At 73.0% G+C, this 24,327-nt stretch carries 22 protein-coding genes; 13 read left to right on the top strand and 9 right to left on the bottom strand.

Annotated elements, in window-relative coordinates; genetic code table 11:
• Positions 1-5: 5 nt before the first annotated feature.
• Positions 6-2,810 carry an aminomethyl-transferring glycine dehydrogenase gene (gcvP, locus tag AB0J80_RS22825; protein WP_364708114.1) on the top strand — a complete coding sequence of 935 codons (2,805 nt, stop codon included), beginning with the start codon at positions 6-8 and terminating at the stop codon, positions 2,808-2,810.
• Positions 2,811-3,156: 346 nt separating this feature from the next.
• Here the strand turns inward: gcvP and AB0J80_RS22820 are convergent, their stop codons facing one another.
• Entirely contained in the window at positions 3,157-3,357 is a 201-nt protein-coding gene (locus AB0J80_RS22820; protein WP_364156414.1) for a DUF5999 family protein, read from the bottom strand.
• 127 nt (positions 3,358-3,484) lie between these two features.
• Between AB0J80_RS22820 and AB0J80_RS22815 the strand changes: the two genes are divergently transcribed.
• The 3 genes from AB0J80_RS22815 to AB0J80_RS22805 all read left to right on the top strand — a co-directional run bounded on the left by AB0J80_RS22815 (position 3,485) and on the right by AB0J80_RS22805 (position 6,125).
• Complete coding sequence (locus AB0J80_RS22815) at positions 3,485-4,726, top strand: chorismate-binding protein (protein ID WP_364708245.1); 1,242 nt, start codon at positions 3,485-3,487, stop codon at positions 4,724-4,726.
• A 98-nt stretch (positions 4,727-4,824) separates the two neighbouring features.
• Positions 4,825-5,319: a peptide deformylase gene (locus AB0J80_RS22810; RefSeq protein WP_364708111.1), complete on the top strand. Its 495-nt coding sequence runs from the start codon at positions 4,825-4,827 to the stop codon at positions 5,317-5,319.
• On the top strand, positions 5,316-6,125 hold the full coding sequence (locus tag AB0J80_RS22805) for a class I SAM-dependent methyltransferase (protein ID WP_364708109.1): 810 nt from the start codon (positions 5,316-5,318) through the stop codon (positions 6,123-6,125). The genes AB0J80_RS22810 and AB0J80_RS22805 overlap by 4 nt, the downstream gene beginning before the upstream one ends.
• 16 nt (positions 6,126-6,141) lie before the next feature.
• On the opposite strand, the gene AB0J80_RS22800 is transcribed toward AB0J80_RS22805, so the two are convergent.
• From AB0J80_RS22800 to AB0J80_RS22765, 8 genes are all read right to left on the bottom strand, one after another.
• The gene (locus AB0J80_RS22800) at positions 6,142-6,393 is read right to left on the bottom strand and encodes a helix-turn-helix transcriptional regulator (RefSeq protein ID WP_364708106.1); all 252 of its coding nucleotides are present in this window, start codon (positions 6,391-6,393) and stop codon (positions 6,142-6,144) included.
• On the bottom strand, positions 6,393-7,007 hold the full coding sequence (locus tag AB0J80_RS22795) for a DUF2975 domain-containing protein (RefSeq protein ID WP_364708103.1): 615 nt from the start codon (positions 7,005-7,007) through the stop codon (positions 6,393-6,395). The genes AB0J80_RS22800 and AB0J80_RS22795 overlap by 1 nt, the downstream gene beginning before the upstream one ends.
• A gap of 72 nt (positions 7,008-7,079) precedes the next feature.
• Positions 7,080-7,520, bottom strand: a complete 441-nt coding sequence (locus tag AB0J80_RS22790) for an NUDIX domain-containing protein (protein ID WP_364708101.1) — start codon at positions 7,518-7,520, stop codon at positions 7,080-7,082.
• Positions 7,520-8,665, bottom strand: coding sequence for an alanine racemase (locus AB0J80_RS22785; protein WP_364708098.1), 1,146 nt, complete (start codon positions 8,663-8,665; stop codon positions 7,520-7,522). Before AB0J80_RS22785 ends, AB0J80_RS22790 begins: the two co-directional genes overlap by 1 nt.
• The gene (locus AB0J80_RS22780; RefSeq protein ID WP_364708095.1) at positions 8,652-10,277 is read right to left on the bottom strand and encodes an IucA/IucC family protein; all 1,626 of its coding nucleotides are present in this window, start codon (positions 10,275-10,277) and stop codon (positions 8,652-8,654) included. Before AB0J80_RS22780 ends, AB0J80_RS22785 begins: the two co-directional genes overlap by 14 nt.
• On the bottom strand, positions 10,274-11,713 hold the full coding sequence (locus tag AB0J80_RS22775) for an IucA/IucC family siderophore biosynthesis protein (RefSeq protein ID WP_364708092.1): 1,440 nt from the start codon (positions 11,711-11,713) through the stop codon (positions 10,274-10,276). Before AB0J80_RS22775 ends, AB0J80_RS22780 begins: the two co-directional genes overlap by 4 nt.
• Positions 11,714-11,839: 126 nt before the next feature.
• A complete protein-coding gene (locus AB0J80_RS22770) occupies positions 11,840-12,823 on the bottom strand; it encodes an NAD-dependent epimerase/dehydratase family protein (protein WP_364708089.1) in 984 nt (327 codons plus the stop codon).
• A gap of 40 nt (positions 12,824-12,863) precedes the next feature.
• Complete coding sequence (locus AB0J80_RS22765) at positions 12,864-14,438, bottom strand: DUF6194 family protein (RefSeq protein WP_364708086.1); 1,575 nt, start codon at positions 14,436-14,438, stop codon at positions 12,864-12,866.
• Positions 14,439-14,521: 83 nt separating this feature from the next.
• Between AB0J80_RS22765 and AB0J80_RS22760 the strand changes: the two genes are divergently transcribed.
• From AB0J80_RS22760 to AB0J80_RS22720, 9 genes are all read left to right on the top strand, one after another.
• Positions 14,522-15,283: a TioE family transcriptional regulator gene (locus AB0J80_RS22760; RefSeq protein WP_364708242.1), complete on the top strand. Its 762-nt coding sequence runs from the start codon at positions 14,522-14,524 to the stop codon at positions 15,281-15,283.
• A 215-nt stretch (positions 15,284-15,498) separates the two neighbouring features.
• Positions 15,499-16,365 carry a sigma-70 family RNA polymerase sigma factor gene (locus AB0J80_RS22755; protein ID WP_364708083.1) on the top strand — a complete coding sequence of 289 codons (867 nt, stop codon included), beginning with the start codon at positions 15,499-15,501 and terminating at the stop codon, positions 16,363-16,365.
• 219 nt (positions 16,366-16,584) lie between these two features.
• Positions 16,585-18,177 carry an ABC-F family ATP-binding cassette domain-containing protein gene (locus tag AB0J80_RS22750; RefSeq protein ID WP_364708080.1) on the top strand — a complete coding sequence of 531 codons (1,593 nt, stop codon included), beginning with the start codon at positions 16,585-16,587 and terminating at the stop codon, positions 18,175-18,177.
• Between the two features lie 12 nt (positions 18,178-18,189).
• Positions 18,190-19,158, top strand: a complete 969-nt coding sequence (locus tag AB0J80_RS22745; RefSeq protein WP_364708077.1) for a tyrosine-type recombinase/integrase — start codon at positions 18,190-18,192, stop codon at positions 19,156-19,158.
• A 55-nt stretch (positions 19,159-19,213) separates the two neighbouring features.
• Positions 19,214-20,059 carry an undecaprenyl-diphosphate phosphatase gene (locus AB0J80_RS22740; RefSeq protein WP_364708074.1) on the top strand — a complete coding sequence of 282 codons (846 nt, stop codon included), beginning with the start codon at positions 19,214-19,216 and terminating at the stop codon, positions 20,057-20,059.
• A complete protein-coding gene (locus AB0J80_RS22735) occupies positions 20,056-20,988 on the top strand; it encodes a DUF3626 domain-containing protein (protein ID WP_364708071.1) in 933 nt (310 codons plus the stop codon). The genes AB0J80_RS22740 and AB0J80_RS22735 overlap by 4 nt, the downstream gene beginning before the upstream one ends.
• 91 nt (positions 20,989-21,079) lie before the next feature.
• Positions 21,080-22,306 carry a cytochrome P450 gene (locus tag AB0J80_RS22730; RefSeq protein WP_364708068.1) on the top strand — a complete coding sequence of 409 codons (1,227 nt, stop codon included), beginning with the start codon at positions 21,080-21,082 and terminating at the stop codon, positions 22,304-22,306.
• Positions 22,303-22,512 carry a ferredoxin gene (locus AB0J80_RS22725; protein WP_364708065.1) on the top strand — a complete coding sequence of 70 codons (210 nt, stop codon included), beginning with the start codon at positions 22,303-22,305 and terminating at the stop codon, positions 22,510-22,512. Before AB0J80_RS22730 ends, AB0J80_RS22725 begins: the two co-directional genes overlap by 4 nt.
• Before the next feature lie 152 nt (positions 22,513-22,664).
• Positions 22,665-24,317: a methyl-accepting chemotaxis protein gene (locus tag AB0J80_RS22720; RefSeq protein ID WP_364708063.1), complete on the top strand. Its 1,653-nt coding sequence runs from the start codon at positions 22,665-22,667 to the stop codon at positions 24,315-24,317.
• Positions 24,318-24,327 lie beyond the last annotated feature (10 nt).

Genomic DNA, 24,327 nt, shown 5'->3' with positions numbered 1-24,327 from the left:
CCGCCATGACGTTCGCTCATCGCCACATCGGTCCCGATCCGGACGCGCAGACCCAGATGCTCAAGGCCATCGGGTACGCGTCGCTGGAGGCGCTGATGGATGCCGCGATCCCGGAGGTGATCCGCTGGCACGGCACGCTGGAGCTGCCGACCGCGGCCTCCGAGGAGGAGACGATCGCCGAGCTGCGGGAGATCGCCGGGCGTAACACGGTGACCACCTCGATGATCGGGCTGGGCTACTACGGCACCTTCACGCCGGCGGTGATCCGGCGCAACGTGCTGGAGAACCCGGCGTGGTACACGGCGTACACGCCGTACCAGCCGGAGATCAGTCAGGGCCGGCTGGAGGCGCTTCTGAACTTCCAGACGATGGTGACAGACCTGACGGGGCTGGCGACGGCGAACGCGTCGATGCTCGACGAGGCGACGGCGGTCGCGGAGGCGATGACGCTGGCGCGGCGGTCGTCGAAGAGCAAGAGCAACGTGTACGCGGTGGACGCGGACACGCTGCCGCAGACCCTGGCGGTGCTGCGGACCCGGGCGGAGCCGCTGGGCATCGAGGTGCGGCTGGTGAACCTGGACGCCGACGCGGCGCTGCCGGACGAGTTCTTCGGCCTGCACCTGCAGTATCCGGGAGCGTCCGGGGCGGTCCGGGACCACGCGGCGCTGGTGGAAGCGGCGCACGGGGTGGGTGCCCTGGTGACGGTCGCGGCGGATCTGCTCGCGTTGACGGTGCTGCGGGCGCCGGGGGAGATCGGTGCGGACATCGCGGCGGGCACGACGCAGCGTTTCGGCGTACCCCTGGGGTTCGGGGGTCCGCACGCGGGCTACCTGGCGGTGCGGTCCGGGCTGGAGCGGTCGCTGCCCGGGCGGCTGGTCGGGGTGTCGCGGGACGCGGACGGGGCGCCGGCCTACCGGCTGGCGTTGCAGACGCGGGAGCAGCACATCCGCCGGGAGCGGGCGACGAGCAACATCTGCACCGCGCAGGTGCTGCTGGCGGTCATGGCGAGCATGTACGCGGTGTATCACGGCCCGCAGGGTCTGCGGGCGATCGCGCAGCGGGTTCACGACCGGGCGCTGGCGCTGGCCGGAGGCTTGACCGCGGCGGGGGTCGAGCTGGCGCACGCGCGGTTCTTCGACACGGTGACGGCGGTGGTGCCGGGCCGGGCCGCGGCGGTCGTCGAGGCGGCGGCCGTGTCCGGAATTGATCTGCGCCTGGTGGACGCCGACCGGGTGTCGGTGGCGTGCGACGAGACGACCACGGCCGAGCAGGTGTCGGCGGTGCTGGCGGCGTTCGGCGCCGAGCCGGCCGAGCCCGCCGCGGGGGGCTTCGGGGAGCTGGCGCGCACGTCGGAGTTCCTGACGCATCCGGTGTTCCGGACGCATCACTCGGAGACGGCGATGCTGCGGTATCTGCGCCGGTTGTCGGACCGTGACTACGCGCTGGACCGGGGCATGATCCCGCTGGGGTCGTGCACGATGAAGCTGAACGCGACCACGGAGATGGAGCCGGTCACCTGGCCGGAGTTCGCGAACATCCATCCGTACGCGCCGGCGTCGCGGACCGCGGGCTACGAGGCGCTGGTGGCGCAGCTGGAGGGGTGGCTGGCGGAGCTCACCGGGTACGACGCGGTGAGCGTGCAGCCGAACGCGGGTTCGCAGGGTGAGCTGGCCGGCCTGCTGGCGATCCGGGGCTACCACCGCTCGCGGGGCGAGGCGCACCGGGACGTGTGCCTGATCCCGTCGAGTGCGCACGGCACGAACGCGGCCAGCGCGGTGATGGCGGGCATGCGGGTGGTCGTGGTGGCCTGCGACGACGACGGCAACGTGGACCTGGCCGACCTGGACGCCAAGATCGAGAAGCATCGGGACGCGCTGGCGGCGATCATGGTGACGTACCCGTCGACCCACGGCGTGTACGAGCGCGGCATCGCGGAGCTGTGCGGCAAGGTCCACGATGCCGGCGGGCAGGTGTACGTCGACGGCGCGAACCTGAACGCGCTGGTCGGTTTCGCCCGGCCGGGCCGGTTCGGCGCGGACGTGTCGCACCTGAACCTGCACAAGACGTTCTGCATCCCGCACGGCGGCGGTGGCCCGGGCGTCGGCCCGGTCGCGGTGCGCGCGCACCTGGCCGAGTTCCTGCCCGGCGACCCGCTCGAGCCCGGTGACCACCACGCGGTGTCGGCGGCGGCGCACGGCTCGGCGGGGATCCTGCCGATCTCGTGGGCGTACCTGCGGATGATGGGCCCGGACGGCCTGGCGCAGGCGACGGCGGTGGCGGTGCTGGCGGCGAACTATGTCGCAGCGCGGCTGCGGGACCACTACCCGGTGCTGTACGCGGGCAACGAGGGCCTGGTCGCCCACGAGTGCATCCTGGACCTGCGGCCGATCACCAAGGCGACGGGTGTGTCGGTGGACGACGTGGCGAAGCGGTTGATCGACTACGGCTTCCACGCGCCGACGATGTCGTTCCCGGTGGCCGGCACGCTGATGGTCGAGCCGACGGAGAGCGAGGACCTGGCGGAGCTGGACAGGTTCTGCGACGCGATGATCGCGATCAAGGCTGAGATCGACCGGGTGGCGGCGGGTGAGTGGCCACGCGACGACAATCCGCTGCACCATGCCCCGCACACGGCGGCGGCGGTGTCGGCGGACGAGTGGCAGCATGCGTACCCGCGGTCGCTGGCCGGTTTCCCGGAGGGTGTGGACCGCACGGCGAAGTATTGGCCCCCGGTGCGGCGGATCGACGGCGCGTACGGGGATCGGAACCTGGTGTGTTCGTGTCCAGCGCCGGAGGCGTTCGAGGACTGAGGGCGCCGGCCGCGGCCTGGTGGCGCCGGGCGGGTCGGCCGGTGGTGTCGTCGGTCGGCCCGCGGGCGCTGGTGGCGGGTCCTCGCCGTGGTGCCGCCCGATCGAGGGCGGTGTCTCGCCGTCGCGTCGCGGGTGCGGCGTCGGCGGTGGGCGCGGTGGCGTTTCTGGTCGGTGCGAGCGGGGCTCGGCGGCGCTGCGGGCGCCGTGGGGGGTGCAGGCCGGTATGCGGTCGCGGCCTCGTCGCCGTTACTCTTCCGGCGGTCGTGCTCGGGCTCCGCGCCGCGGGCGGCGTATGCGGGCCGTCGGGTCGACGGCCTGAGCCGCCCGGTGGTGCGGTGCGGGGCCGTCAGGCCGCGAGGGCGTGCCGGGCGGGGCCGCGGTGCGGTTCGATCTTGCTGCCGTCGGGCAGCAGTTCGCCCGTGTCCTCGAAGAGGATGACGCCGTTGCAGAGCAGGCTCCAGCCCTGCTCGGGGAAGGTCGCCACGATGCGGGCCGCCTCGCGGTCCACGGCCTCAGCGGAAGGACAGGTGGTTTGGTGCTGGCACATCGGAGGTCTCCGGTCGGGGGGTTGTGTTGTGTTGAGGTTCACATCAACGGTGGCGAACACTACTCCCATCCGAACGAGTCCGGGTGGAGCGAGTGACGGCGCCCCATTGAGCGAGCCCACTGTTGAGATGGTCCACGCGGGGCGTGGATACGACCACTGTGCGACAGTCGCGCCAGCCGTTCCACCGTGTTCTCCGGCCTCCTGCCAGCGCCGTCACCGTCCGTCATCGGTGTTCGAGTGGTACCTCGGCGACGGTGGTGACCCCGCAGAGCTTGTTACAGCGTGGCTCGCGGACAACGGACTGCCGGTGCGAAACCTCATCCGAACGGCTAGTTCATTCCACCCGAATGGCGTCGGCACGGTCTGCGGAAGTTCACTGTACGTATCTGCGGCGGCCGGATCGGTGATGGCCGGCGGGGCCGTCGGCAAACCGACACCGGTCCCCGGAATCCCCGACGTGGCAGCGGTTCTCTACCGCCACAGCGATCCCGTGGAACCGGCGGAGCGTGGTCTCTTCCCGTTCGCGACCCGTGACGGTGAGTCAACACCCGGCGCGTGGTCGCTGGGCGCCTGGCAGGACAGCTGGACCCGGCACGAGCATGCCGAAGCGGTCGACGCGGTCCGGGCCGCCATCGCCCGAGGGGACGTCTACCAGGTCAATGTCGTAGGCCACGCCAGCGCCCCGTACACGGGAGATCCCGGCCCGCCCCTACAGCGGGTGACGAAACTGGCCGGCGCGCGGTATGGCGGCATCCTGGCGGGCCGGGACTGGGCGATCGCCACGGCGTCGCCGGAGACCCTCGTCGAGGTCCGCGCCGGGCGGGTCTTCACCCGGCCGATCAAGGGCACCCGCCCGGCGACCGCGGCGGGGCGCCGGGAGCTGCTGGGCTCCACCAAGGAACGCGCCGAGCACATCATGATCGTCGACCTGGAACGCAACGACCTGGCCCGCCTGAGCGGCGTCGGCCCGGTACGCGTGGACGAGCTGTTCGCCGTACGCCGCTGGTCCGGTCTGTGGCAGGCCGAGTCGCAGGTCTCCGCCCCGATCCAGGGCGACCTGGGTCTGGCGGAGCTGCTGCGCGCGGTCTGCCCGGGCGGCTCGGTCACCGGCGCACCGAAGCTGGCGGCGCTGGACCTCATCGCCGCCGTCGAGCCCGTCGGGCGCGGCGTCGCGATGGGCGCCCTCGGCTGGGTGGGCACCGACCACCTCGACCTCGGCCTGACCATCCGCACGGCCGCGGTCAGCGAGGGCCGCGTCCATCTGTGGGCGGGCGGCGGCATCACCTGGGACAGCGACCCGGTCGCCGAGGTGGACGAGGCCGCGGCGAAGGCGGGCCCCCTGCGGGCCGCGCTGGCCGGCGAAGGCTGAGAAGCTGCGCGGACTGCTGGTCGCCGACCAGCTCGCCCTCTTCGGGTAACGGGTGCCGGGGCTGCCGGGCCGTACACCGGCTCGGTAGGTTGGACGCCATGACTGTGCGTCCCATACGGCTGTTCGGCGACCCCGTCCTGCGCACCCCGGCCGAGCCGGTGACCGATTTTGACGACGCCCTGCGCGACCTCGTCCAGGACCTGGAGGACACCGTCCGCGAACCCGGCCGCGCCGGCGTCGCGGCGCCGCAGATCGGCGTCAGCCTGCGGGTGTTCTCCTACAACGTCGCCGGCCGGGTCGGTCACCTCGTCAACCCGGTGCTGTCCGACCTCGACGGCACCCAGGACGACGAGGAAGCCTGCCTGTCACTGCCGGGGATGGGCTTCGCGACGCCCCGGGCCTGGTCGGTGACCGCCACCGGCTTCGACGCGTACGGGAGGCCGCTGACGATCGCGGGCACCGGATTCCTGGCCCGGGCGCTGCAGCACGAGACGGACCACCTCGACGGGCGGCTGTACATCGACACGCTGACCGGCGACACCCGCCGCCGGGCGCTGCGCGAGCTGCGCCGCACCCGCCCGATGCCGGCATGACGACCGGCCAGGACCCGTCGTCCGCAGCGGCCGGTGACCGCGAGCAGGTGCCGGTGCCGTCCGCGCTTGCCGACGAACGGGACGTCGCAGACGAGGCGGCGGCCCAGGGCGGTGAGCAGGTCCCGGTGGCGGCGGCCGAGGGTGGTGGGCGGGTGCCGGACACGACGCGGCTGGCGGCGGCGTCACTGGCTGCCGGGGATCCGACCGGCTGGTTCGAGCGGCTCTACGCCGAGGCCGGTGCCGGCACCGCCGAGGTGCCGTGGGACGTGCCGGAGCCGAGCCGCTACCTCGCCGCCTGGGCCCGCCGCGGAGGGCTCACCGGCGAAGGCCGCCGCGCCCTGGTGGTGGGGTGCGGTCTCGGCCGCGACGCTGAGTTCCTCGCCGGCCTCGGCTTCGCCGTGATCGCTTTCGACATCTCCGCCACCGCGGTGCGGACGGCCCGCGTGCGGCACCCGTCCTCGCCCGTCGACTACGTCGTCGCGGACCTGCTCGACCCGCCCCCGAGCTGGCGGGGCGGCTTCGACCTCGTGGTCGAGAGCAACAACGTGCAGGCCCTCCCGGCGCCGGAACGCGCCCGGGCGATCGCCAACGTCGGCCCGATGGTCGCCCCCAGCGGGACCCTGCTCGTCATCGCGGTCGCGGAGCAGGGTGAGCGCGAGGGGCCGCCGTGGCCGCTGACCCGCGCGGAGATCGACGCCTTCGCCGGGCCGGTGGCCGCGTTGACGCCGGTGTCGGTGGAGCACCTGCGGGACCCGGACGACCCGCTGGTCGCCCGGTGGCGAGCGGAGTTCCGAGCCGCCGGGTGACCCCGCCGGGGGCCGTTCATCGGTCTTCCGTTTTCGACACCGACGGCGCGGGCCGGACGGTGATCAGGTCGCTGGGTTGGCAGTCGAGCGCGTCGCAGAGCGCGGTCAGGGTGCTGAACCGGAGGGCGCGGGCGCGTCCGTTCTTGAGGATGGACAGGTTGGCCAGGGTGAGGCCGACCTGCCCGGCGAGCTCGGTGAGGGTCATGCCGCGGGCGGCCAGCAGCCGGTCGATGTGGATGTCGACGCGGTGCTGCTCCTCGGGAGGCATCAGATGACCTCGTCGAGCTCGGCGCGGAGGGTGCAGCCGTGCCGTACCACGGCGGCGAACGCCAGCACGGCGAGACCCAGCGGCAGCCACCAGAGGCTGAGGTGGTCGGCGCCGGCGCCCGTATAGGAAGCGGACGGGAACACGGTGCGGTACAGCGCGTACTCCGCCGCCGCGCCGATGATCTCCGCGAGGCCGCCGGCGGCGAGGATGACGATGCCCAGCCGGCGGATCTGGCCGGCCGTGTCGACGGTGAACGGATCGGTGTGCAGGGCCGAGGTGACGATCCGGCGGGCCAGGACGGCTATCACCAGCCAGGCGACCGCGCCGACCATGCCCCCGGCGAGGATCTCCAGCATCGTCTGCGCGGGGGTGGGGTCGGCGATTGTGACCAGCACTCCGAGATCGTCGACCTTCGCCGTGAAGGCCGGCCGCAGGGTGTCGGGCAGAGGGTCTTTCAGCGCGTCGAGCGGTGCCAGGAACTCTGCCGGGACCCGCTCACTGGTCCAGGCCAGGAAGGGCTCGATGAGCAGGAACGGGATGTTGATGACGATGGTGAAGGTCAACAGGGCCCGCAGCGGGCGCAGGGCGCCGGAGCGACGAGGGGATGGCGCCACGAGAAACTCCTTATCGAAGATCGATGTATCGAGTATCGATAAGAGATCATCTCCTGTCAACACGGGTGGCGCTCAGAGCCGGGCGATGATCTGCGGGAGGTCGGGTGGGTCGAGGCCCGGCAGGCCGGCGAGGTCGGCGATGGCCACCCAGGCGTGCCCGGCCAGCTCCTGCTGCTCGTCGGCCAGCAGCCCGTCGCGGGCCAGCGCCGGGCGGGCATCGGGGAAGCGGGCCAGGAAGAACCGCTCCGGTCCGGCGAAGTGGCGGCCCTTCCAGACGAAGTCGCGCTCCACCTCGACGGAATGGTCGAGCACCGCCGCCGGGTCGAGGCCGGTCTCCTCGGCGAGCTCGCGGCGGGCGGCCTGCAGGTGGTTCTCGCCCGGGTCCAGGCCGCCGCCGGGTGGTTCCCACACGTCGTGGCCGTCATGCGGGTCGCGCCAGTGCAGGAGCAGGACCCGGCCGTCGGCGTCGAGGCAGACGATGCGGGCGGCGGGGCGATGCGTGGGGGGCTCCATCAGAGGATGATGAACGACGGCGGCGGGTGGCGCAGGAAGTCGTGGTGCGAGATGTCCCACGCGTACGCGCCGGTGCGGCCGAAGACCAGCACGTCGCCGATGCGCAGCCGGGCAACGTGCCGGTCGCGGGCGAGGACGTCGCGGGGTGTGCACAGTTCGCCGACCACGTCCACGGTGGTGTCGCGGACCTCGGGGCGCGGCCAGTCGTAGGGCCAGTGGTCGCGGGGGAGCACGGTGAACGGGTGGCTGTAGCCCCAGGCGGCGGGGAGCCGGAAGTGGTGGGTGCCGCCGCGCAGCACGGCGAACCACCGGCCGTGGGTGCGTTTGAGGTCCAGCACCTCGGCCGCGTACCAGCCGGCATCGGCGGCGAGGAGCCGGCCGGGTTCGACGATCAGCTCCACGCCGGGCGGGACGTCGAGCGCGGCGCCGACCGCGGCCAGGTCCACGGTCGCGTCGCTGAGGTAGTCGACGCCGAGGCCGCCGCCGGCGTTGACGATGCGCAGGTGAATGCGGTGCCGGCGGGCGGCCGCCCGGGACCAGCTCAGCGCGTCGGCGAGGAACCGCGCGTGGGCCGCGCCGTCGAGGTTGTTGGAGACCGCGTGCAGGTGGAAGCCGAGCACCGCGACGTGGTCGTGCGGCTGGGCCAGGACGTCGCCCAGCTGCGACTCGTCGACGCCGAACGGGGTGGGCGTACCGGTCATGGCGTGGCTTCCGGGCAGGGCGGCGCCGGCGCGGTTCACCCGTACGCAGGCCGGGACGACGACGCCCGCGGCCCGGGCCAGGCGATCCAGCCGGAGCAGCTCCTGGCCGCTCTCGACGTTGATCTGCGCGCCCGCGGCGATCGCCGCGGTCAGCTCGGCGTCGGTCTTGCCGGGGCCGCCGAACACGATGCGCCGGGCACCGGCCGCCACGGCCAGCTGCAGCTCACCGCCGGAGGCGACCTCCAGGCCGTCGCAGGACTGCGCGAGGGTACGCACCACCTCCGGGTGCCCGTTGGCCTTCACCGCGTACAGCAGCGTGGCCGCCGGCAGCGCCGCCCGCACGGCCGCGACCCGGTCGCGCAGCGCCTGCCGCTGGTAGACGTACGCGCAGACCGGTGAAGGCAGACCCGCCAGCGTGGCCGTCACCGGCTCAGGCGGGCGCATGCAGCGGGTTCCCCACGGGCAGGTACTGGTCACCGGCGCCGGCCAGCCGCATCCGCACCAGAGCCTTGTGCGGCACGAGCGGGGCGGTGAACGCCGCGTGGTCGGCGCGGCCGGCGTCGCCCAGTGCGTCGTACGTCTCGTCCACGATCGACCGTACGATCCGCCACGCCGCGTCCTCGGTGAGGCCGTGCGAGTCGCCGAGGCGCAGGATCAGCTCGCCGAGGTGGGCCTGGAACGCGGTGTAGCCGATCTTGGCGCGCAGTACCGATTCGTCGCCGGTGCCGACCACCGACCCGGGCCACAGCGCCACGTCGTGCCCGGCCGCGGCGAGCCTTGCGGGGTGCAGGCGCAGCCCGGCGAAGTCGCGGACGGCCAGGCGGTGCGGCACGCCGTCCACGAACGTCGGCAGGCAGTTCTGCAGGTGCGCCTCCAGGGCCACCCCGCGCAGGGTCAGTCTCAGCAGCGGCGGCACCAGCAGCCGGGCGTACGCGTCCAGGAACGCGGCTGCCGCTGTGGCGTCGTCGCGGCGCCCGGTGCTGCTCGCGTACGCCGTCACCAGGCCCGCGGCGAGGAACGGCAGCGCGCCGCCGGCGACGGCCCGTTCACCAGGGGCGAGCCGGCCGGTGAGCCCGTCGCGCAGGATCGCCGACATGTCGCGGCCGGAGCCGACGGGGACTGCGGCACCGCCGGTCTCGGCCATCAGCAGCAGCCGCCCGGCGTCGGGGTCCTCGGCGAGGAGGCGGTGCAGCAGGGCGGACACGGGCGGGCCGTTGCGGGTGCTCGCCACCGAGATCCCGCGCCGGGTCGAGGTCACCTGGATGTCGAGGGAAAGCTTGAGGTAACGGCGGCTGCCGTCGGCGGCGGCCGGCAGCAGCAGGGTGCGCAGCGCGGCGGTCGGGACCGCGTCGAGCTCGTCGTCGAGGATCCGCACGATGCCGTCGGCGACGAGCTCGCGGTGGCGCAGCGCCACGACGGCGTCGCGCTGCCAGGCGTGCACGGGCTGCAGCCGGAAGCCGGGCGGTGCCGCGGGCAGCTGCGGGTACGCCTCCCGCAGGGCGGCACCCAGGTCGTCGCCGAGGTGCAGGTCGTCGCGGACGGCGAGGAGGCCGACCCGGGTGTGCCCGGCCTCCAGGTCGTGGGCGAGCACGTCGACGGTGTCCCAGCCGAGCCGCGTACGCCCGCACGGGTGCAGGTTGTGCCCGGCCACCGCGAGCCGCTCCCCGCTCACCGCGCCGGCGTCGGGGTCCCCGCCGGTACCGGGAGTGTCGTCCTGGCGGGCCATGGCGATGGCGAGGTTGACCACGGCGTTGCGCAGCTCCGCGGCGAACCCGGCGGTGTTGCCGGGCAGCCCGGGCGGCAGCAGGTCGGCCGGGTCGTCGGCGCCGGCGTGGGCGTACTCGACGCGGTGGAACGCGTGCACGCGGTCGCCCGGCGCCGGTGCGGTCAGCCCCTCGCGGACCAGCGCTCCCCGCAGCCGGCGCCCGACGACGTCGGCGGCGACGGGCAGCGCCGCCGTGAAGGGGTCCAGCAGGTGCGGGGCGTGCACCGCCAGCGACGCCCCCGAGTCGGCGGCGGTCACGGCGAGCCGTCGTGCGGCCAGGCCGGGTGTCATGGGTGCCCCATCGGGTTGTCGAGGTGGGTCCAGACGTCGTCGAGCGGGTCGGCGGCCAGCCGCATGGCCGTGGTGGCCTTGACCGGCAGCGGCTCGCGGAGCAGCGCGGCCGCGTCCTTCGTCCCGGCCGAGGCGACCGCCGCGGCTGCCGTCGCCCACAGCTTGGCGGGGTCGGCGCCGCCGCCCTCGAGCACGGCCACGAGCTGCATGGTCACGGTCGCCAGGGCCGCGGCCAGCTTGGTGCGCAGCGCGTACGGGTCGTCGGTGGGCAGGTCACCGATCAGCGGCGGCGGGTCGACACCGGCGGCGCGCAGCCGGGCCGGGCTGACCCGGACCCCCCCGAGGTCGCGGTAGACGATCCGCACGGGCCGGCCGCCGTCGAGGACGACCAGGGTGTTCTGGCCGTGCGCCTCCAGCGCGACCCCGCGGTCGAGGACCGCCAGCAGCGGCGGGAACAGCAGGTGGGTCAGGTCGTGCCACCAGGCGTACGGGTCGGTCGCGGCGTGCAGCAGCAGGGGGCGCCCGTCGTACGGGTCGGCGGCGGCGAGCGCGGCCAGCGGCACGACGGTCTCGCCGGGGCGTACCGCGGGGGCCTGCCGGTGCAGGTGGGCGAGGTGGCGGTCGGGGTGGCCGTCGATCAGGACCGCGCCGGCCGCGTACTCCGCGGGGACCGAGAGGGGCGACCCGGCGGTGAGGTCTCGCAACAGGGCGGACAGTCGCGGTCCGTTGTGGACCGCCGCGGGTGACACGGTACGGACGGCGGAGGTCATCTGCACGTCGACGGCGGTCTTGATGTGCACGCCGGTGCCGGTGTCCACGGTGCGCAGCGACATCAAGGGGCGTACCGGGCCGGTCTCGCCGTCCGGGGTCAGCCACGGGTGCCGCTCCCGCAGGCGGGGGGCCTGCCAGGGGTGGGCGAGCAGGACGGGGGGTCCTTCGCCGTACCAGCGGTCCGCGGGCACCCGCAACCGGTGCAGGCGCAGGGTGGGCCGGTGCTCGGGGGCGTAGGCCAGGACGTCGGCGACGGTCATGCCTGCGCGGGTGCGGCAGCAGGGGTGCAGCGGGTGCCCGTCGAGCACGAGCTGTTCGAGGGTCGCCAGGTCGGCGCCGGTGTCCAGGAGAGGGCGGGGGGCCGGCGGGGGCGGGTCCGCGTACGCCAGGGCCAGGTTGGCGACGCTGTTGGCGATCTCGGCGCGGAACGTCTCGGGCCAGCCCAGGCGGCGTACCAGAAGGACCGGATCGGTGATCCCGTCGGCGAGGGTGCCGCGGGCGGCGATGCCGGGCAGCGGCTCGCGGGCCAGGGCGCCCCGCAGCCGCGCGAGGATCTCCGCTTCGGCCCGGGGCAGGGCCCGGTCGTAGGGGCCGACCAGTTCCGGCCGCAGGGTCGCCAGCTCGGCTCGGGTGCGGACGGCGTCGGCGGTGGGCACGGCGCCCATTGTCCGGCACCGTACCGGAGCCGCCGCAACGCCCCTCCACCAACATCCTAGGACGATCTACAGGGTGTGCGCCCCGGCACAGGCCGCACACAAAGATCAACCCCAAAAACGAATTTCATCGACCCCCTAAGACAGGAGCAGGGCTTCCTTGGCCGGCTCCAGGCCGACGGGCTGCCGGTCGGCACGCTGGGGAGCGGTGCCGCCGATAGCCTGCAGCCAGGCCCACGTGTCGGCGACGGTCTCGCGCATCGGCCGGGCTCGCAGGCCCGCCGCGATCGCTTTGCTCACGTCTCCGCAGTGCATGAAGGAGTGGTCGGGTCCCGGCGTCAGCCAGATCGGCAGCTCGATCCACGGCGTGATCCCGGCGGCGAGGATCGCCTCCGGCTCGGCCCACCGCAGCTCGGCGCGCCCGCCGGTGATCTCGTTCGCGGTGTCGAGCAGCTCGCCCATGGTGGTGTGGCCGGACACGCTCACGATGTTGTAGGCGCCGGTGCGCCCGGCGGCGGCCGCGTCGAGGAGGAAGATCGCCAGGTCGCGGGCGTCGATGTACTGCAGGGGCAGGTCGTGCGGGCCGGGGGCGAGGGTGGGGCCGCCCTTCGCCAGGCGGTTCAGCCACCAGGGGAGGCGGCCGATGTCCTCGTGCGGGCCGAGGATGAGCCCGGCGCGGGCGAGCAGGACGGGGCCGTCGAAGGACTGCTGGGCGGCGAGCTCGCCGCCGCGTTTGGCGGCCGCGTAGTCGACGTCGTCGCCGGCGTCGGGGGAGGCGTCGACGACGGGGGCCTGCTCGGTCAGGGGTTGCGGGCCGTCGCCGGTGTAGAGGCTGCGGCTGGAGATGTACGTGTAGTGGCCGGCCCGGCCGGTGAGGGCTGTGGCTGCGTCGCGGACGGCGTACGGGGCGGCAGACCAGGTGTCGACGACGGCGTCCCAGGTGCCGTGGGCGAGGGCGGCGAGGCCGTCGGGGGCGCGGCGGTCGCCGACGAGGGCGGTGACTCCGGGGGGTGGCGGGTGGTGGCCGCGGTTGAGGACGGTGATCCGGTGGCCGCGAGCTAGGGCTTCGTGGACGACAGTGCGGCCGACGAATCCGGTTCCTCCGAGGACGAGCAGGTTCATGCGGCGACGATGCCTGGTGTCGTACGCGGGGTGGAAGGGGCTATCGCTGTCGGCGGAAACTGCGGGCGCGTGCCTGTGCGACCAGGCGGGTCACCTCGTCGGCGGTGGCGGGGCCGGGGTTGACGACGCTTGCCCAGCCCTGGACGGCGTAGGCGGGGTGGGGGATGAGCCGGTCGGTCTGGGTGAAGTCGATGGTGTCGCTGTGGGTGGCGAACTCTTCGGGGCCGTAGCCGAAGAGGTTGCGGAACTCGGCGCGGCCGACCTCGATGTTGAGCCGGTAGCGTCCGGGCTGCGACAGGTGGGACCGTTCGTCGAAGCCGGGGATGTCGTGCAGGACGATCGTGGCGAACGGCCGCATCCGGTCGTCGGTGGCGAAGAAGAACCGGTCGCCCCAGGTGTAGGGCGGCATGTCGGAGCCGGGTTCGATCCGGGTCTCGGTCACGCCGGGGAGGCCGGCGATGCGGGCGGCGTCGGCCGCGCCGGGCTCGGAGCCGATGTGCAGGATCGCGTCGCAGGTCTCGATCGTGGCGGTGTCCAGGGGGAAGTGGCCGAGCAGGTCGGTGGCGCGTTCGCGCAGGCCGCTGCCGGTCGGGGGCGGGTAGATGCCGGTGTGGGGGCCGAGGCGGTCCTCGTAGGTGCCGGGTTCTGGTGGGCCGAGGCCGGCGGTGTTGCTGGCGCCGAGACTGCCGGCGATGTACACGTACCGGTCTGCGAGCAGGGGCGACAGGATCGAGCCGGCGCCGTTCCATTGCGCTGCGAGGTCCTGGCCGTCCCAGTGGCTGGCCCATCGGCTGGGGTGGCGTTGCAGGTGGGTGTTGTGGGAGGAGACCAGGACCGGTCCGCGGTCGCGTTCGAGGGCGAGGATGTCGAGCAGGTTCTGTGCCATCAGGGCGTCGCGGACGGCGAGCAGGCGGCCGATGCGCTGGGACTGGGTGCCGGGTTCGGCCATCGCGGCGTGGTAGGCGAGCAGGCCGATGGCGGTGGTGGCGAGGATGCGGGCTTGGTGCCAGGACTGCGGTGAGGTGTCTTGGATGAGGCGGGGCGCGTCGGCGTACAGCTGGGTTCGGAGGTCTTCGGCGAGGGCGCGCAGGGTGGCGGCTTCGGGTGACCGGCCGGGGGATCGGGTGGCGTCGGTCATGATTTCGGGGTTCGTCCAGCGGTCTTCGTCGCCGACGAGGCGGTCCAGCTGGGGTGCGGGGGCGCCGAGGTATTCGGTGAGCCGGCGCAGGAGGGGGCCGGGGCTGGGGGCGCCGGTGATCTCGGTGGGGGCGTCGAAGCCGTGGAAGGTGAGGCGTTCGTCGGCCGGCCGGTTCTGGTTGTGGGCGCGGAGCCATTCGACGAGGTCGCGGTTGGCGGGGTGGGTGCCCCAGCCGTGGCTGATGGCGGTGGTGAGGTCGATGTCGTCGCGCCGGCCTTGGACGTAGTCGTCGACGGCGAGGGCGGCGGCCCGGTCGGATTCGATGGCGATGGACCGGAAGCCGTGTCCGGTGAGGGTTTCGAGGATGCGGTTGCGCAGGCGGGGGAACGCCGGTTCGCCGTGGAAGGGTTCGCCGAGGGCGAGCAGGTGCGGCCGGTGCGCGGTGATGAGGGACTGCAGGGCGCTGTCGAAAGCCATGGCCTCAACCGTATCGTTGAACCGCCCGTTGAAAGTTGTGCACGATGTCGCGGAGGCTGGGTGCGGTGAAGCCTCAAACCGGGGTGTATCGGCCGGTGGATCTGGCGCGGCGTCATGGGTTGTCCGCGCAGGCGGTTCGGAACTACGAGGACGCCGGGGTGATCCCGCCGGCCGCGCGGACGGCGGCCGGTTACCGGGTTTACACGGACGACCATGCGGGGGCGTTGGACGCCTATGTCGCGCTGGTGGCGGGGTTCGGTTATGGCGCGGCCGGGGAGGTCATGCAGTCGGTGCTGCGCGGCGACCTGCCGTCGGCGTTGGCTGTGCTGAGCTCCGCTCATGTGCGGCTTCAGCGCGACCGGGAGACCGTGGAGCGGGTCGCGTCGGCGGCTGTCGTGCTTGCCTCTTCCGCGCCTGCCGCGCCGGGCCGGGAGGGGCTTGTGTCGATCGGTGTGCTCGCGCACCGGCTCGGTGTCACTCCGGCCACGCTGCGCAAGTGGGAGCGGGCTGGTGTTCTGGCTCCGGCGCGGTCTCGCAGGGCGCGCGTGTACTCGCCGGATGATGTGCGCGACGCCGAGCTCGCTCATCTGTTGCGTCGTGGTGGTTACCTGCTGGATCGCATCGCGGCGGTGATCGGGCAGGTGCGCGCGGCGGGTGGGCCCGGTCCGCTGGCGGCCTCGATCGACCAGTGGCGGGAGCGGATCACGGCGCGCGGCCTGGCGATGCTGACGGGGTCCGCCCGCCTCGCGGACTACCTGGCTTTTCTGGGGCTGGGCCGGCCCGGTGCGGCCGTCCCGGTCGGTGCGGCTGCGAGAGCCGTACCGGACCGCACCGGGTCGTCGTAGCGTCCCCCGTCGCGGCCTGTTGCGGAAGTGGGTGGCGGTCGGTCGGTTGCGGAGCTAGGTGCCGGCTGGGAGGTGCCTGTGCGACTTTAGGCTTTTTTCGGGTGCAACCGACCGGCAACCCAGCGTGACCATTCCCTGCACCCTGCGCCACGAAAAGTTCCCCCTGTCAGCCGGTGAGCCGTCACCGGGCGACGGGATACGAGGGGGAACACACGATGTCCGCAGCGACCGCGCAGAAGACTGTCAGCCGTGAGCTGGAGAACCTGATTCGCGAGAACATGCCGCTGGTGGGTCACCTGGTCCGCGAGATGTTGTTCAAGGTCCCGGCGCACGTGCACCGCGACGACCTGGCGTCGGCCGGGTACGCGGCCCTGGTCACCGCCGCCAAGGCGTTCGACGTCTCCCGGGGTATCCCGTTCGGCCGGTTCGCCGCGGTGCGGGTGCGCGGCGCCCTGCTCGACGAGCTGCGCAGCATGGACTGGGCGAGCCGTTCGGTGCGGGCGCGGGCGCGGCGCGCCGATGTGGCGCGGCAGGAGCTGACGGCGCAGCTGGGCCGTACCCCGACCCCGACGGAGCTGGCCGAGCTGCTGGGTGTGGGCGTGTCGGAGCTGGCGACGGTCGACGACGACGTGCAGCGCGCCGCGGTGCTGTCGCTGCAGGGGTTCGCCGCCGGGACCGCCGAGGACCTGGTCACCGAGTCGTCGATGAACCCGGAGGAGCTGCTGCTGCACCGGGAGCGCATCGGTTACCTGCACGACGCGGTGGCGGTGCTGCCGGAGCGGCTGCGGTTCGTCGTGGAGGCGTCGTTCCTGCAGGAGCGGCCGCTGTCGGAGGTCGCCGCCGAGCTGGGTGTGACGGAGTCGCGGGTGTCGCAGCTGCGTACCGAGGCGCTGGCGCTGCTGCGCGACGGGCTGACCACGCACATGGAGCAGCAGGACAATGGTGCGGCGAAGGGTGACGGTTGCGTGGCGCGGCGCCGGGCGGCGTACGCGGCGCAGATCGCCGGCCGCAGCACCATGGCGTCGCGGCTGGCCGTGACCGACGTGCAGGGCGTGAACCGTTCGGCGGCGTACGCCGCCTGATCCGGCATCGACCGTTGAGGCCGCCATCCGCACGGGTGGCGGCCTTAATTCGGTTGCGGCCCGCAGCACCCGGGCAGCAGAGTGGTTTGCGGACGAGCCCCGAGGCCTTGAGGAGCGAGCACCTCCGTGTGATACCGACCCGACCCGTCACGCGCCGCCGTCAGTGAGCGGGCGCGCGGGTCGCCGTGTCGTATCCGGTATCCGCCTTCGGAGGACTCCTTGCTCAAGGCTGTTTCGCTCAGCGCCGCGCATGACGGCGACCTGCTTTTCACCGGCGTCGACCTGGTGCTCGGCGCCGGCGACCGGATCGGTGTCGTCGGCCCCAACGGTGCCGGCAAGACGACGCTGCTGCGCGTGCTCGCCGGCGAGCTGGCCCCGGCTTCGGGCACGGTCACGCGCGGTCCCGGCATCCGCGTCGGGTACGTGCCGCAGCAGATCCCCGGGGCGGACAGCACCGTCGGCGCGTTCCTGCACGCCGGGCTCGGGGAGCTGGCCGGGGTCACGGCGCGGCTGCACCGGCTGGAGCAGGAGCTGGCGGCGGGCGCCGACGTGCTGCAGGCGTACGGTGAGGTGCAGGAACGCTGGACCACCCTGCAGGGGTGGACGGCCGCGGCCCGGCTGGACCGTATCCGCCGGCGCCTGGACATCGCCCACCTCGACGACGGGCGGCCGCTGCGCGAGGTCAGCGGCGGTGAGCAGGCGCGGCTGCTGCTGGCGCGGGCCCTGCTCGACGCGCCGGACGTCCTGCTGCTCGACGAGCCGACCAACCATCTCGACGCCGAGGGCGCGGCCTGGCTCGGTGAGTGGCTCGCCGGCTATCCCGGCGGCGTGCTGACGGTCAGTCATGACCGGGCGTTCCTGGACACGGCGGTCGGCCGGATCATCGAGCTGGACGGCATCCACGACGTGCCGCAGGACTATCCCGGCGGCGGGTACCGGGCCTACCGGGCGGAGAAGACCCGCCGCTGGCAGAAGCTGCTGCTGGACTACGAGGCGCAGGAGAAGGACCGGCGGCGGTGGGAGGCCGACATCGACCGGACCAAGGCCCAGTCGTTGTTCGTCGAGACGACCGTGCGTTCCGGGGTGGAGGCGCCGCACCTGCGGCGTATCGCCCGCAAGGTGGCGAAGAAGGCCAAGGCGCGGGAGCGGCGGCTGCGGCGGCAGATGGATTCCGTACGGTGGATCGCCGAGCCGCGGACCCGCCCGCCGCTGACGCTGGCGTTCCCCGGCGACGACGCGGAGCCCGGTGAACCGCTCATCGAGGTGCGTGACCTGTCGGTGAAGCTGGGCGGGCGCACGGTGCTCGACGGTGTCGGCGTCACGGTGTGCCGCGGCGACCGGATCCTGATCACGGGCCGTAACGGCTCGGGCAAGACGACGTTGCTGCGGGCGTTGCAGGCCGAGGCGCGGGTGCCGGTGGCGGTGCTGCCGCAGACCGACGACGGCCTGCGCACCGGGGTCACGGTGGTGGACTTCTTCCGCTCGCAGGTTCCCGTGTACGCCGAGGACGCGGAACGGTTGCTGGCGGCGCATCAGTTCGGCGCCGACCAGTGGGGTGCGAGCCTGCGCAGCCTGTCGGCGGGGGAGCTGCGCCGGTTGTTGCTGGCGGTCATGGTGAACAGCCCGGCGCGGGTGCTGCTGCTCGACGAGCCGACGAACTTCCTCGACTTCGATGCGCTCGACGTGGTGGAGGAGGCGCTGCGCGCGTACCGGGGGACGCTGGTGACGGTCACCCACGACCGGTTTTTCGCGGATGCGGTCGGGCATGGCCGGTCCTGGCATGTCGCGGACGGCGGGGTGGTGGTGAGCTGAGATCATGGGGGTATGTCGCTGGTAGCGCGTCAGCACGCCGGGACGGTCGCGGCCGTCGGCGGCGCCGAGCAGGTCACCGAGGCGTGGCTGCAGAACCGGCGGTTGTCGGCGCACACCCGGGAGGCGTACAGGCGGGACGTGCGCGCATGGCTGGACTGGTGCGCGGGGCGTGACGTGGACCCTTTGCGGGCCTCGTTCCTGGACGTCAACGCGTACGCGCGGGGCCTGGAGGCGCAGGAGCTGGCGCCGGCCACCGTGGCACGCAAACTGTCGGGCTTGTCCAGCTGGTATGACTTCCTGGTCAAGCTGCGCGCGATCGACGCGAACCCGGTCGCCGGCGCGGACCGCCCGTACGTCTCGCGTGACCACTCGGCCACCGTGGGCCTGAGCCCTGAGGAGGTCGATGCGGTGCTGGCCGCCGCGGAGGCCGCCACGGGACCCGCCGCCGACCGGCACCGCGCGGTGATCGCCCTGCTCGCCGACCTGGGGTTGCGCGTCGGTGAGGTGGTCAGTCTCGACGTCGCCGACCTGGGCGTGGAACGCGGGCATCGCAGCGTGCGCTTCGTCGGCAAGGGTGGCCGGGCGCGCCGGCGGGCGCTGACGCCGTACGCGGAGCAGGCCGTGGACGCCTACCTGGCCGCGCGGGCCGCCGCCGAGGGCACCACCGCGGACCGGCTGGACGGGCCGCTGCTGACCACGGCCAGCGGTGCCCGCCTGGACCGGCACGCGGTGTTCCGGCTGGTGCGCCGCCTGGCCGCGGAGGCGGGGATCGCGGGGTGGGCGCGGCTGTCACCGCACTCGCTGCGGCACGCGTTCGCCACCACCGCCCGGGCCGAGGGTGTGCCGCTGGAGGACGTGCAGGACGCGATGGGTCACGCCGACCCGCGGACCACGCGGCGCTACGACCGGGACCGGCACAACCTCGACCGGGATCCCGCGTACACGCTCGCGGCGGCCCGGGCCAGGCGCAGCAGCGCCTGAGCGACCCCCTATCCTCGACCGCGGTCCGGTGAGTCGATCACGAGACGGGGTTGGGTTGAACATCTTCGAAGCGGTGCTGCTGGGCGCGGTGGAGGGTTTCACCGAGTTCCTGCCCATCTCCAGCACGGGCCACCTGACCATCATGGAGAAGCTGCTCGGCTACCAGATCGACGCCAAGGACATCACCGCCTTCACGGCGATCATCCAGTCCGGCGCGGTCATCGCGACGGTGATCTTCCTGCGCCACGACCTGGTCCGGATCATCACCGCCTGGTTCCGTGGCGTGTTCAGCCGTGAGCAGCGCGGCAACGCCGACTACCGGTTCGGCTGGGCGGTGATCCTGGGGTCCATCCCGATCGGCATCGTCGGCCTGCTGTTCCAGGACACCATCGAGACGACGCTGCGCAGCCTCTGGTTCGTCGCGGGCGCGCTGATCCTCTACAGCGGCGTGATGTGGTTCGCCGACCGCGCCGCCACCCAGGTCCGGCACGTCGAGCACGTCGGCTGGAAGGACACTCTGATCATCGGTACGGTGCAGTGCCTGGCCCTGATCCCCGGCGTGTCCCGCTCGGGCGCGACGATGACCGCGGGCCTGCTGCGCGACTTCGATCGGGTGACAGTGACGAAGTTGTCGTTCTTCCTGAGCATCCCGGCGCTGCTGGGCGCGACCGTGCTGCAGAGCGTCACCGAGTTCGACAACATCTCCGCCGACAACGGGGGCGTCGGCTGGCTGCCCACGATCGTCGCTACCGTGACGAGCTTCGTCGTCGGCTGGTTCGCCGTGTCGTGGCTGCTGAAGTTCATCGCCCGGCACTCGTACTCGATCTTCATCGGCTACCGGCTGGTGCTGGGCGCGCTGTTGATGGTGCTGCTCGCCACGAACGTCATCGACGCGAAGTGACCCCTGCGGCTCGGGCGCTGGCGCACGTACGCGCGCTGGGCGCTGCGGGTGAGCTGCCGGTGCCGGAGGCGCGCATCACCGTCAGCTTCCATCCGGACCGGCTGCTCGGCGACGGGCGTACGGTGGCCGAGCGCCTGGCCGCCGACGGGGTGTACCGCAGCCAGTTCGAGACGGGCATCTCCAACGGGGGGCTGACCGCGTATCCGGGCGGCGACCGGGACCGGTGGGAGCAGCGGATGTTCGCCGGGGCGTACCCGAGCAGCACCCGCGCCGGCCGGCCGCTCTACGGCGGCCTGAACCTCGCCGGGCATCCGGACGGGGCGTCGCCGCGCTTCGGCAGCTGCCATCTGCGGCTGCGCCCTTCGGTGCTGCGCCGGGCCACGTTCAGCCACGGCGACAGCTTCACCGAGCCCACGGTGGTCGGCACCGCGGACGCGTTCGGGACGATCCGGCAGGCGCTGCTCGAGCAGGTGGCGCGTACCGGGCAGGCCCTGGCCGTCGCCGCGAGCGGCCCGGCGCAGTGGGTGCAGGCGCTGACGGTGCCGCGCATCGCGGCCGGCCGGGCGATGGACGACTACGTCGAGGCGCAGATCCACGGCGGCATCGACCTGGCCGCCGACGTCGAGGCCGTCGTCTGCGACCCGGCCTTCTCCGGTACGCCGACCGCGGCGCACCTGGCCGCCGTCGCGCCGCTGGAATGGCACCCCGGCTTCGTGCTGGAGGCGGCGGCGTTCCCCGGCGACCTGCGCGGGCCCGACGCGGCGCGGCTCGCCCGCGTGCTGGACGCCGAGATCATCGACGCGGCGGTCATCGGCGTGGCCACCCACCGCACCGGCCACTTCTCCGCCTTCGGTACGAGCGCCGAGGTGCTGCAGCTGCTCAAGTACCTCTGGCACATCCTCGTGCTCCGCGGCCGCCCCCGACCGTAGCTTTCATCGACATTCGTTGTTCTTTGCCCCATGTGGCGATAACGTAGCGCTTGCGTACCAGTACGCCCTGCTACGTATGAGGAGCGCCGCTGTGGCCGACGTGCTGACCGACCGCCTTCCGCTGTTCCCGTTCCGCAGCCCCGACGACGACCCGTTCACCCCGGTGACCGCCGCCGACCGGCGCACCCTCGACGGGCCCGTCACCCGGGTACGGCTGCCCACCGGAGGCTGGACGTGGCTGGTGACGCGGCACGCCGACGTCAAGCAGATGCTGCGCTCCGACGCGTTCAGCGCCGACATGAGCCGGCCCGGGTTCCCGCTGCTGCGGCCCCTGCCCCCGCAGACCGAGCGCAACAGCCAGGGCACGTTCATCCGGATGGACGGCCAGGCGCACCTGCGGCTGCGCAAGATGCTCACCGCCGAGTTCATGATCAAGAACGTACGGCGGATCGAGCCGCTCATCGGCACGGTCGTCGACGACGCGCTCGACGCCCTCCAGGAGGCCGGGCCGCCCGCGGACCTCGTCGCCACGTTCGCGCTGCCGGTGCCGTCGCTGGTGATCTGCCACCTGCTCGGCGTCCCGTACGCCGACCACGCCTTCTTCCAGCAGTGCAGCTCGGTCATGCTGGACGAGGGCGCCGACCCGCTGCGCGTGCGCGACGCCGCCACCGGGCTGCGCGCGTACCTCGGGGGCCTGATCGAGTCGAAACGCGCCGCCCCCGAGCCCGGCGACGACCTGCTCGGCCGGCTGATCAGCGAACGGGTCCGCACCGGCGAGCTGGAGGTCGGCGAGCTCGTCGGGATGGCGGTGCTGCTGCTCATCGCCGGGCACGAGACCACCGCCAACATGATCGGGCTCAGCGTGCTGTTGCTGCTGCGCCGCCCGGACGTGTGGCAGCGGCTGGCGACCGGCGACGACGAGACCGTCGACGGGATCGTCGAGGAGCTGCTGCGCTACCTGACGATCGTGCGGACCGGGCTGCCCCGCCAGGCGGTCCGCGACGTGGAGATCGGCGGCCGGCTGATCCGCGCCGGGGAACCCGCCACCGCCCTGCTGTCGCTGGCCAACCGCGACGACGACGTGTTCGGCGACGGCGCGCAGTTCGACCCGTACCGGCAGGCGCATCAGCACCTGGCGTTCGGCTTCGGCGTGCACCAGTGCATCGGCCAGCCGCTGGCCCGCGCCGAGCTGCGCATCGCCCTGGCCCGCCTCGCCCGCCGCCTGCCCGGCCTGCGCGTCGCCGCCGACCCCGCCCACCTGCCCAAACGCGACCTGTCGATCGTGTACGGGCTGGCCGAGCTGCCGGTGACCTGGTGAGCCCCCGGGTCCGCGCCGACCGCGAGGTGTGCATCGGCGCCGGCAACTGTGTGATGACCCTGCCGCAGGTCTTCGACCAGGACGACGACGAGGGCCTGGTCGTGGTCACCGACCCGGACGCCCAGGGACAGCCCGACGAACTGCTGCAGCGCGCCGTCATGATGTGCCCCGCCGGGGCGATCACCGTCGAATCATCACCACCCTGACCCACCTGCCGCGGCATGAGCCTGCCTCCCGCCCCGACGAGGGTGCCCGCGCCCGGAGGAGCTGCATCACCGGCGTTCAGCGATCCGGCCATCCGGCCGATTGGGACAACGACGGTGAGACACCGCATAGCCGCGGGTCGAGGAGGCAACAGGTGGCAAAGGCACGGGGGACGACGAAGCCGGTGGGGCAGCCACCTCGCGGACGGCTGTCGCCGGCGAAGTGGCTGACGGACCTGCCGGTACGGCGCAAGCTTCTGGTCCTGGTCGCGGTGTGCTGCGCGATCAGCGCGGCCGTGCTCGGCGTCGGCGTCGCCGGGCTCGGACAGGTCAACAGCCGGGCCGACGAGCTGTACTCGCGCAACCTGCAACCGTCGGCGCATCTGGCCGCGATCAACTCGGCGGCGCTGAAGGTGCAGAACGACCTGGCGAACCTGGCGCTGTCCAACGGCCCGGTCGCCGCCAAGTCGTTCAGCGACGACATCGCTGCCACCGACAAGCGCCTGGACCAGGAGGTCGCGGCCTACCGGACCACCGCGACCACCGTGACGCAGCTGGACCGGCTCGCCAAGTTCGAGATCTGGTGGGGCGCCTACCGCAACGTCCGCGATCACCGGCTGGTGCCCCTGATCGCCGGCAAGCAGACCGCCGACTTCCAGCAGGCGTACCTCGGCGACGGGCAGATCATCAGCGACAACGCGATGAAGGCGCTTGCCGAGCTGCAGACCTTCGAGCAGACGAACGGTCAGAAGGCCGCCGAGTCGGCCGACAACACCTACCACACCGCCCGGAACCTCATGATCATCGCGCTGGTGGCCGGTCTGGTGGTGGCCTTCCTGCTCAGCCGGGTCATGGCAGCCACCATCGCCAAGCCGATCCAGCGGATGCGTGCCGTCCTGGCCGCTGTCGCCGCGGGCGACCTGACCGCGCAGGTCACGATCGACTCCCGCGACGAGGTGGGGCAGATGGCCCGCGACCTCTCGGTCGCCAACGCCCGCACCCGCGACGCCGTCCGTGCACTCGGCGAGAACGCGTCCTCGCTGGCCGCGGCGACCGAGGAGCTGAACGCCATCGGGACGCAGATCGGTGCGAGCGCGGTCGACGCCAACCGGCGCGCCGGGCGGGTCGCCGGGTCGGCCGCGCAGGTCAGCTCGCACATCGGGTCGGTGGCCGCCGGTACCGAGGAGATGGGCATCTCGATCGAGGAGATCTCCCGCAGCTCGACCCAAGCGGCGACGGTGGCGGCCGAGGCGGCGACCGCCGCGGCCGCGGCGACCACCACGATCGGCAAACTCGGCACGTCGTCCACCGAGATCGGTGAGGTCGTGGACGTGATCACCGCGATCGCCGAGCAGACCAACCTGCTCGCCCTCAACGCCACCATCGAGGCAGCCCGCGCCGGGGAGTACGGCAAGGGCTTCGCGGTCGTGGCCGCGGAGGTCAAGGACCTCGCGCAGGAGACCGCGAAAGCCACCGAGGACATCAACCGTCGCGTCAAGGCCATCCAGGGTGACACCGACGCCGCGGTGACCAGCATCGAGCGGATCAGTGCCGTCATCGCGCAGGTCAGCGACCTGCAGGGCACGATCGCCGCGGCGATCGAGGAACAGGCCGCGACCACCGACGAGATCAGCCGCAGCATCGCCCAGGCCGCCGTGGGGTCCAGCGAGATCGCCGACACGGTCGGCGGTGTCGCCAGTGCCACCGAAACCACCCAGGAAGGCGTCGGCAGCACCGTGCAGGCGGTGCAGGACCTGGCCCGCATGGCCGCCGAGATGCATACCGTCGTCTCGCAGTTCCGCAGCTGACCCGCCGTGC

This window comes from Actinoplanes sp. NPDC049548 (genome assembly GCF_040676695.1).
In the GTDB taxonomy this organism is placed as follows: domain Bacteria; phylum Actinomycetota; class Actinomycetes; order Mycobacteriales; family Micromonosporaceae; genus Actinoplanes.
This window is presented reverse-complemented; position numbering and strand designations above follow the sequence as displayed.

Coding starts and splice junctions, on each gene's coding strand:
- gcvP (WP_364708114.1), top strand. CDS start 6: ATGACGTTCGCTCATCGCCACATCGGTCCCGATCCGGACGCGCAGACC.
- AB0J80_RS22820 (WP_364156414.1), bottom strand. CDS start 3,357: ATGTGCCAGCACCAAACCACCTGTCCTTCCGCTGAGGCCGTGGACCGC.
- AB0J80_RS22815 (WP_364708245.1), top strand. CDS start 3,485: ATGGTCCACGCGGGGCGTGGATACGACCACTGTGCGACAGTCGCGCCA.
- AB0J80_RS22810 (WP_364708111.1), top strand. CDS start 4,825: ATGACTGTGCGTCCCATACGGCTGTTCGGCGACCCCGTCCTGCGCACC.
- AB0J80_RS22805 (WP_364708109.1), top strand. CDS start 5,316: ATGACGACCGGCCAGGACCCGTCGTCCGCAGCGGCCGGTGACCGCGAG.
- AB0J80_RS22800 (WP_364708106.1), bottom strand. CDS start 6,393: ATGCCTCCCGAGGAGCAGCACCGCGTCGACATCCACATCGACCGGCTG.
- AB0J80_RS22790 (WP_364708101.1), bottom strand. CDS start 7,520: ATGGAGCCCCCCACGCATCGCCCCGCCGCCCGCATCGTCTGCCTCGAC.
- AB0J80_RS22785 (WP_364708098.1), bottom strand. CDS start 8,665: ATGCGCCCGCCTGAGCCGGTGACGGCCACGCTGGCGGGTCTGCCTTCA.
- AB0J80_RS22780 (WP_364708095.1), bottom strand. CDS start 10,277: ATGACACCCGGCCTGGCCGCACGACGGCTCGCCGTGACCGCCGCCGAC.
- AB0J80_RS22775 (WP_364708092.1), bottom strand. CDS start 11,713: ATGGGCGCCGTGCCCACCGCCGACGCCGTCCGCACCCGAGCCGAGCTG.
- AB0J80_RS22770 (WP_364708089.1), bottom strand. CDS start 12,823: ATGAACCTGCTCGTCCTCGGAGGAACCGGATTCGTCGGCCGCACTGTC.
- AB0J80_RS22765 (WP_364708086.1), bottom strand. CDS start 14,438: ATGGCTTTCGACAGCGCCCTGCAGTCCCTCATCACCGCGCACCGGCCG.
- AB0J80_RS22755 (WP_364708083.1), top strand. CDS start 15,499: ATGTCCGCAGCGACCGCGCAGAAGACTGTCAGCCGTGAGCTGGAGAAC.
- AB0J80_RS22745 (WP_364708077.1), top strand. CDS start 18,190: ATGTCGCTGGTAGCGCGTCAGCACGCCGGGACGGTCGCGGCCGTCGGC.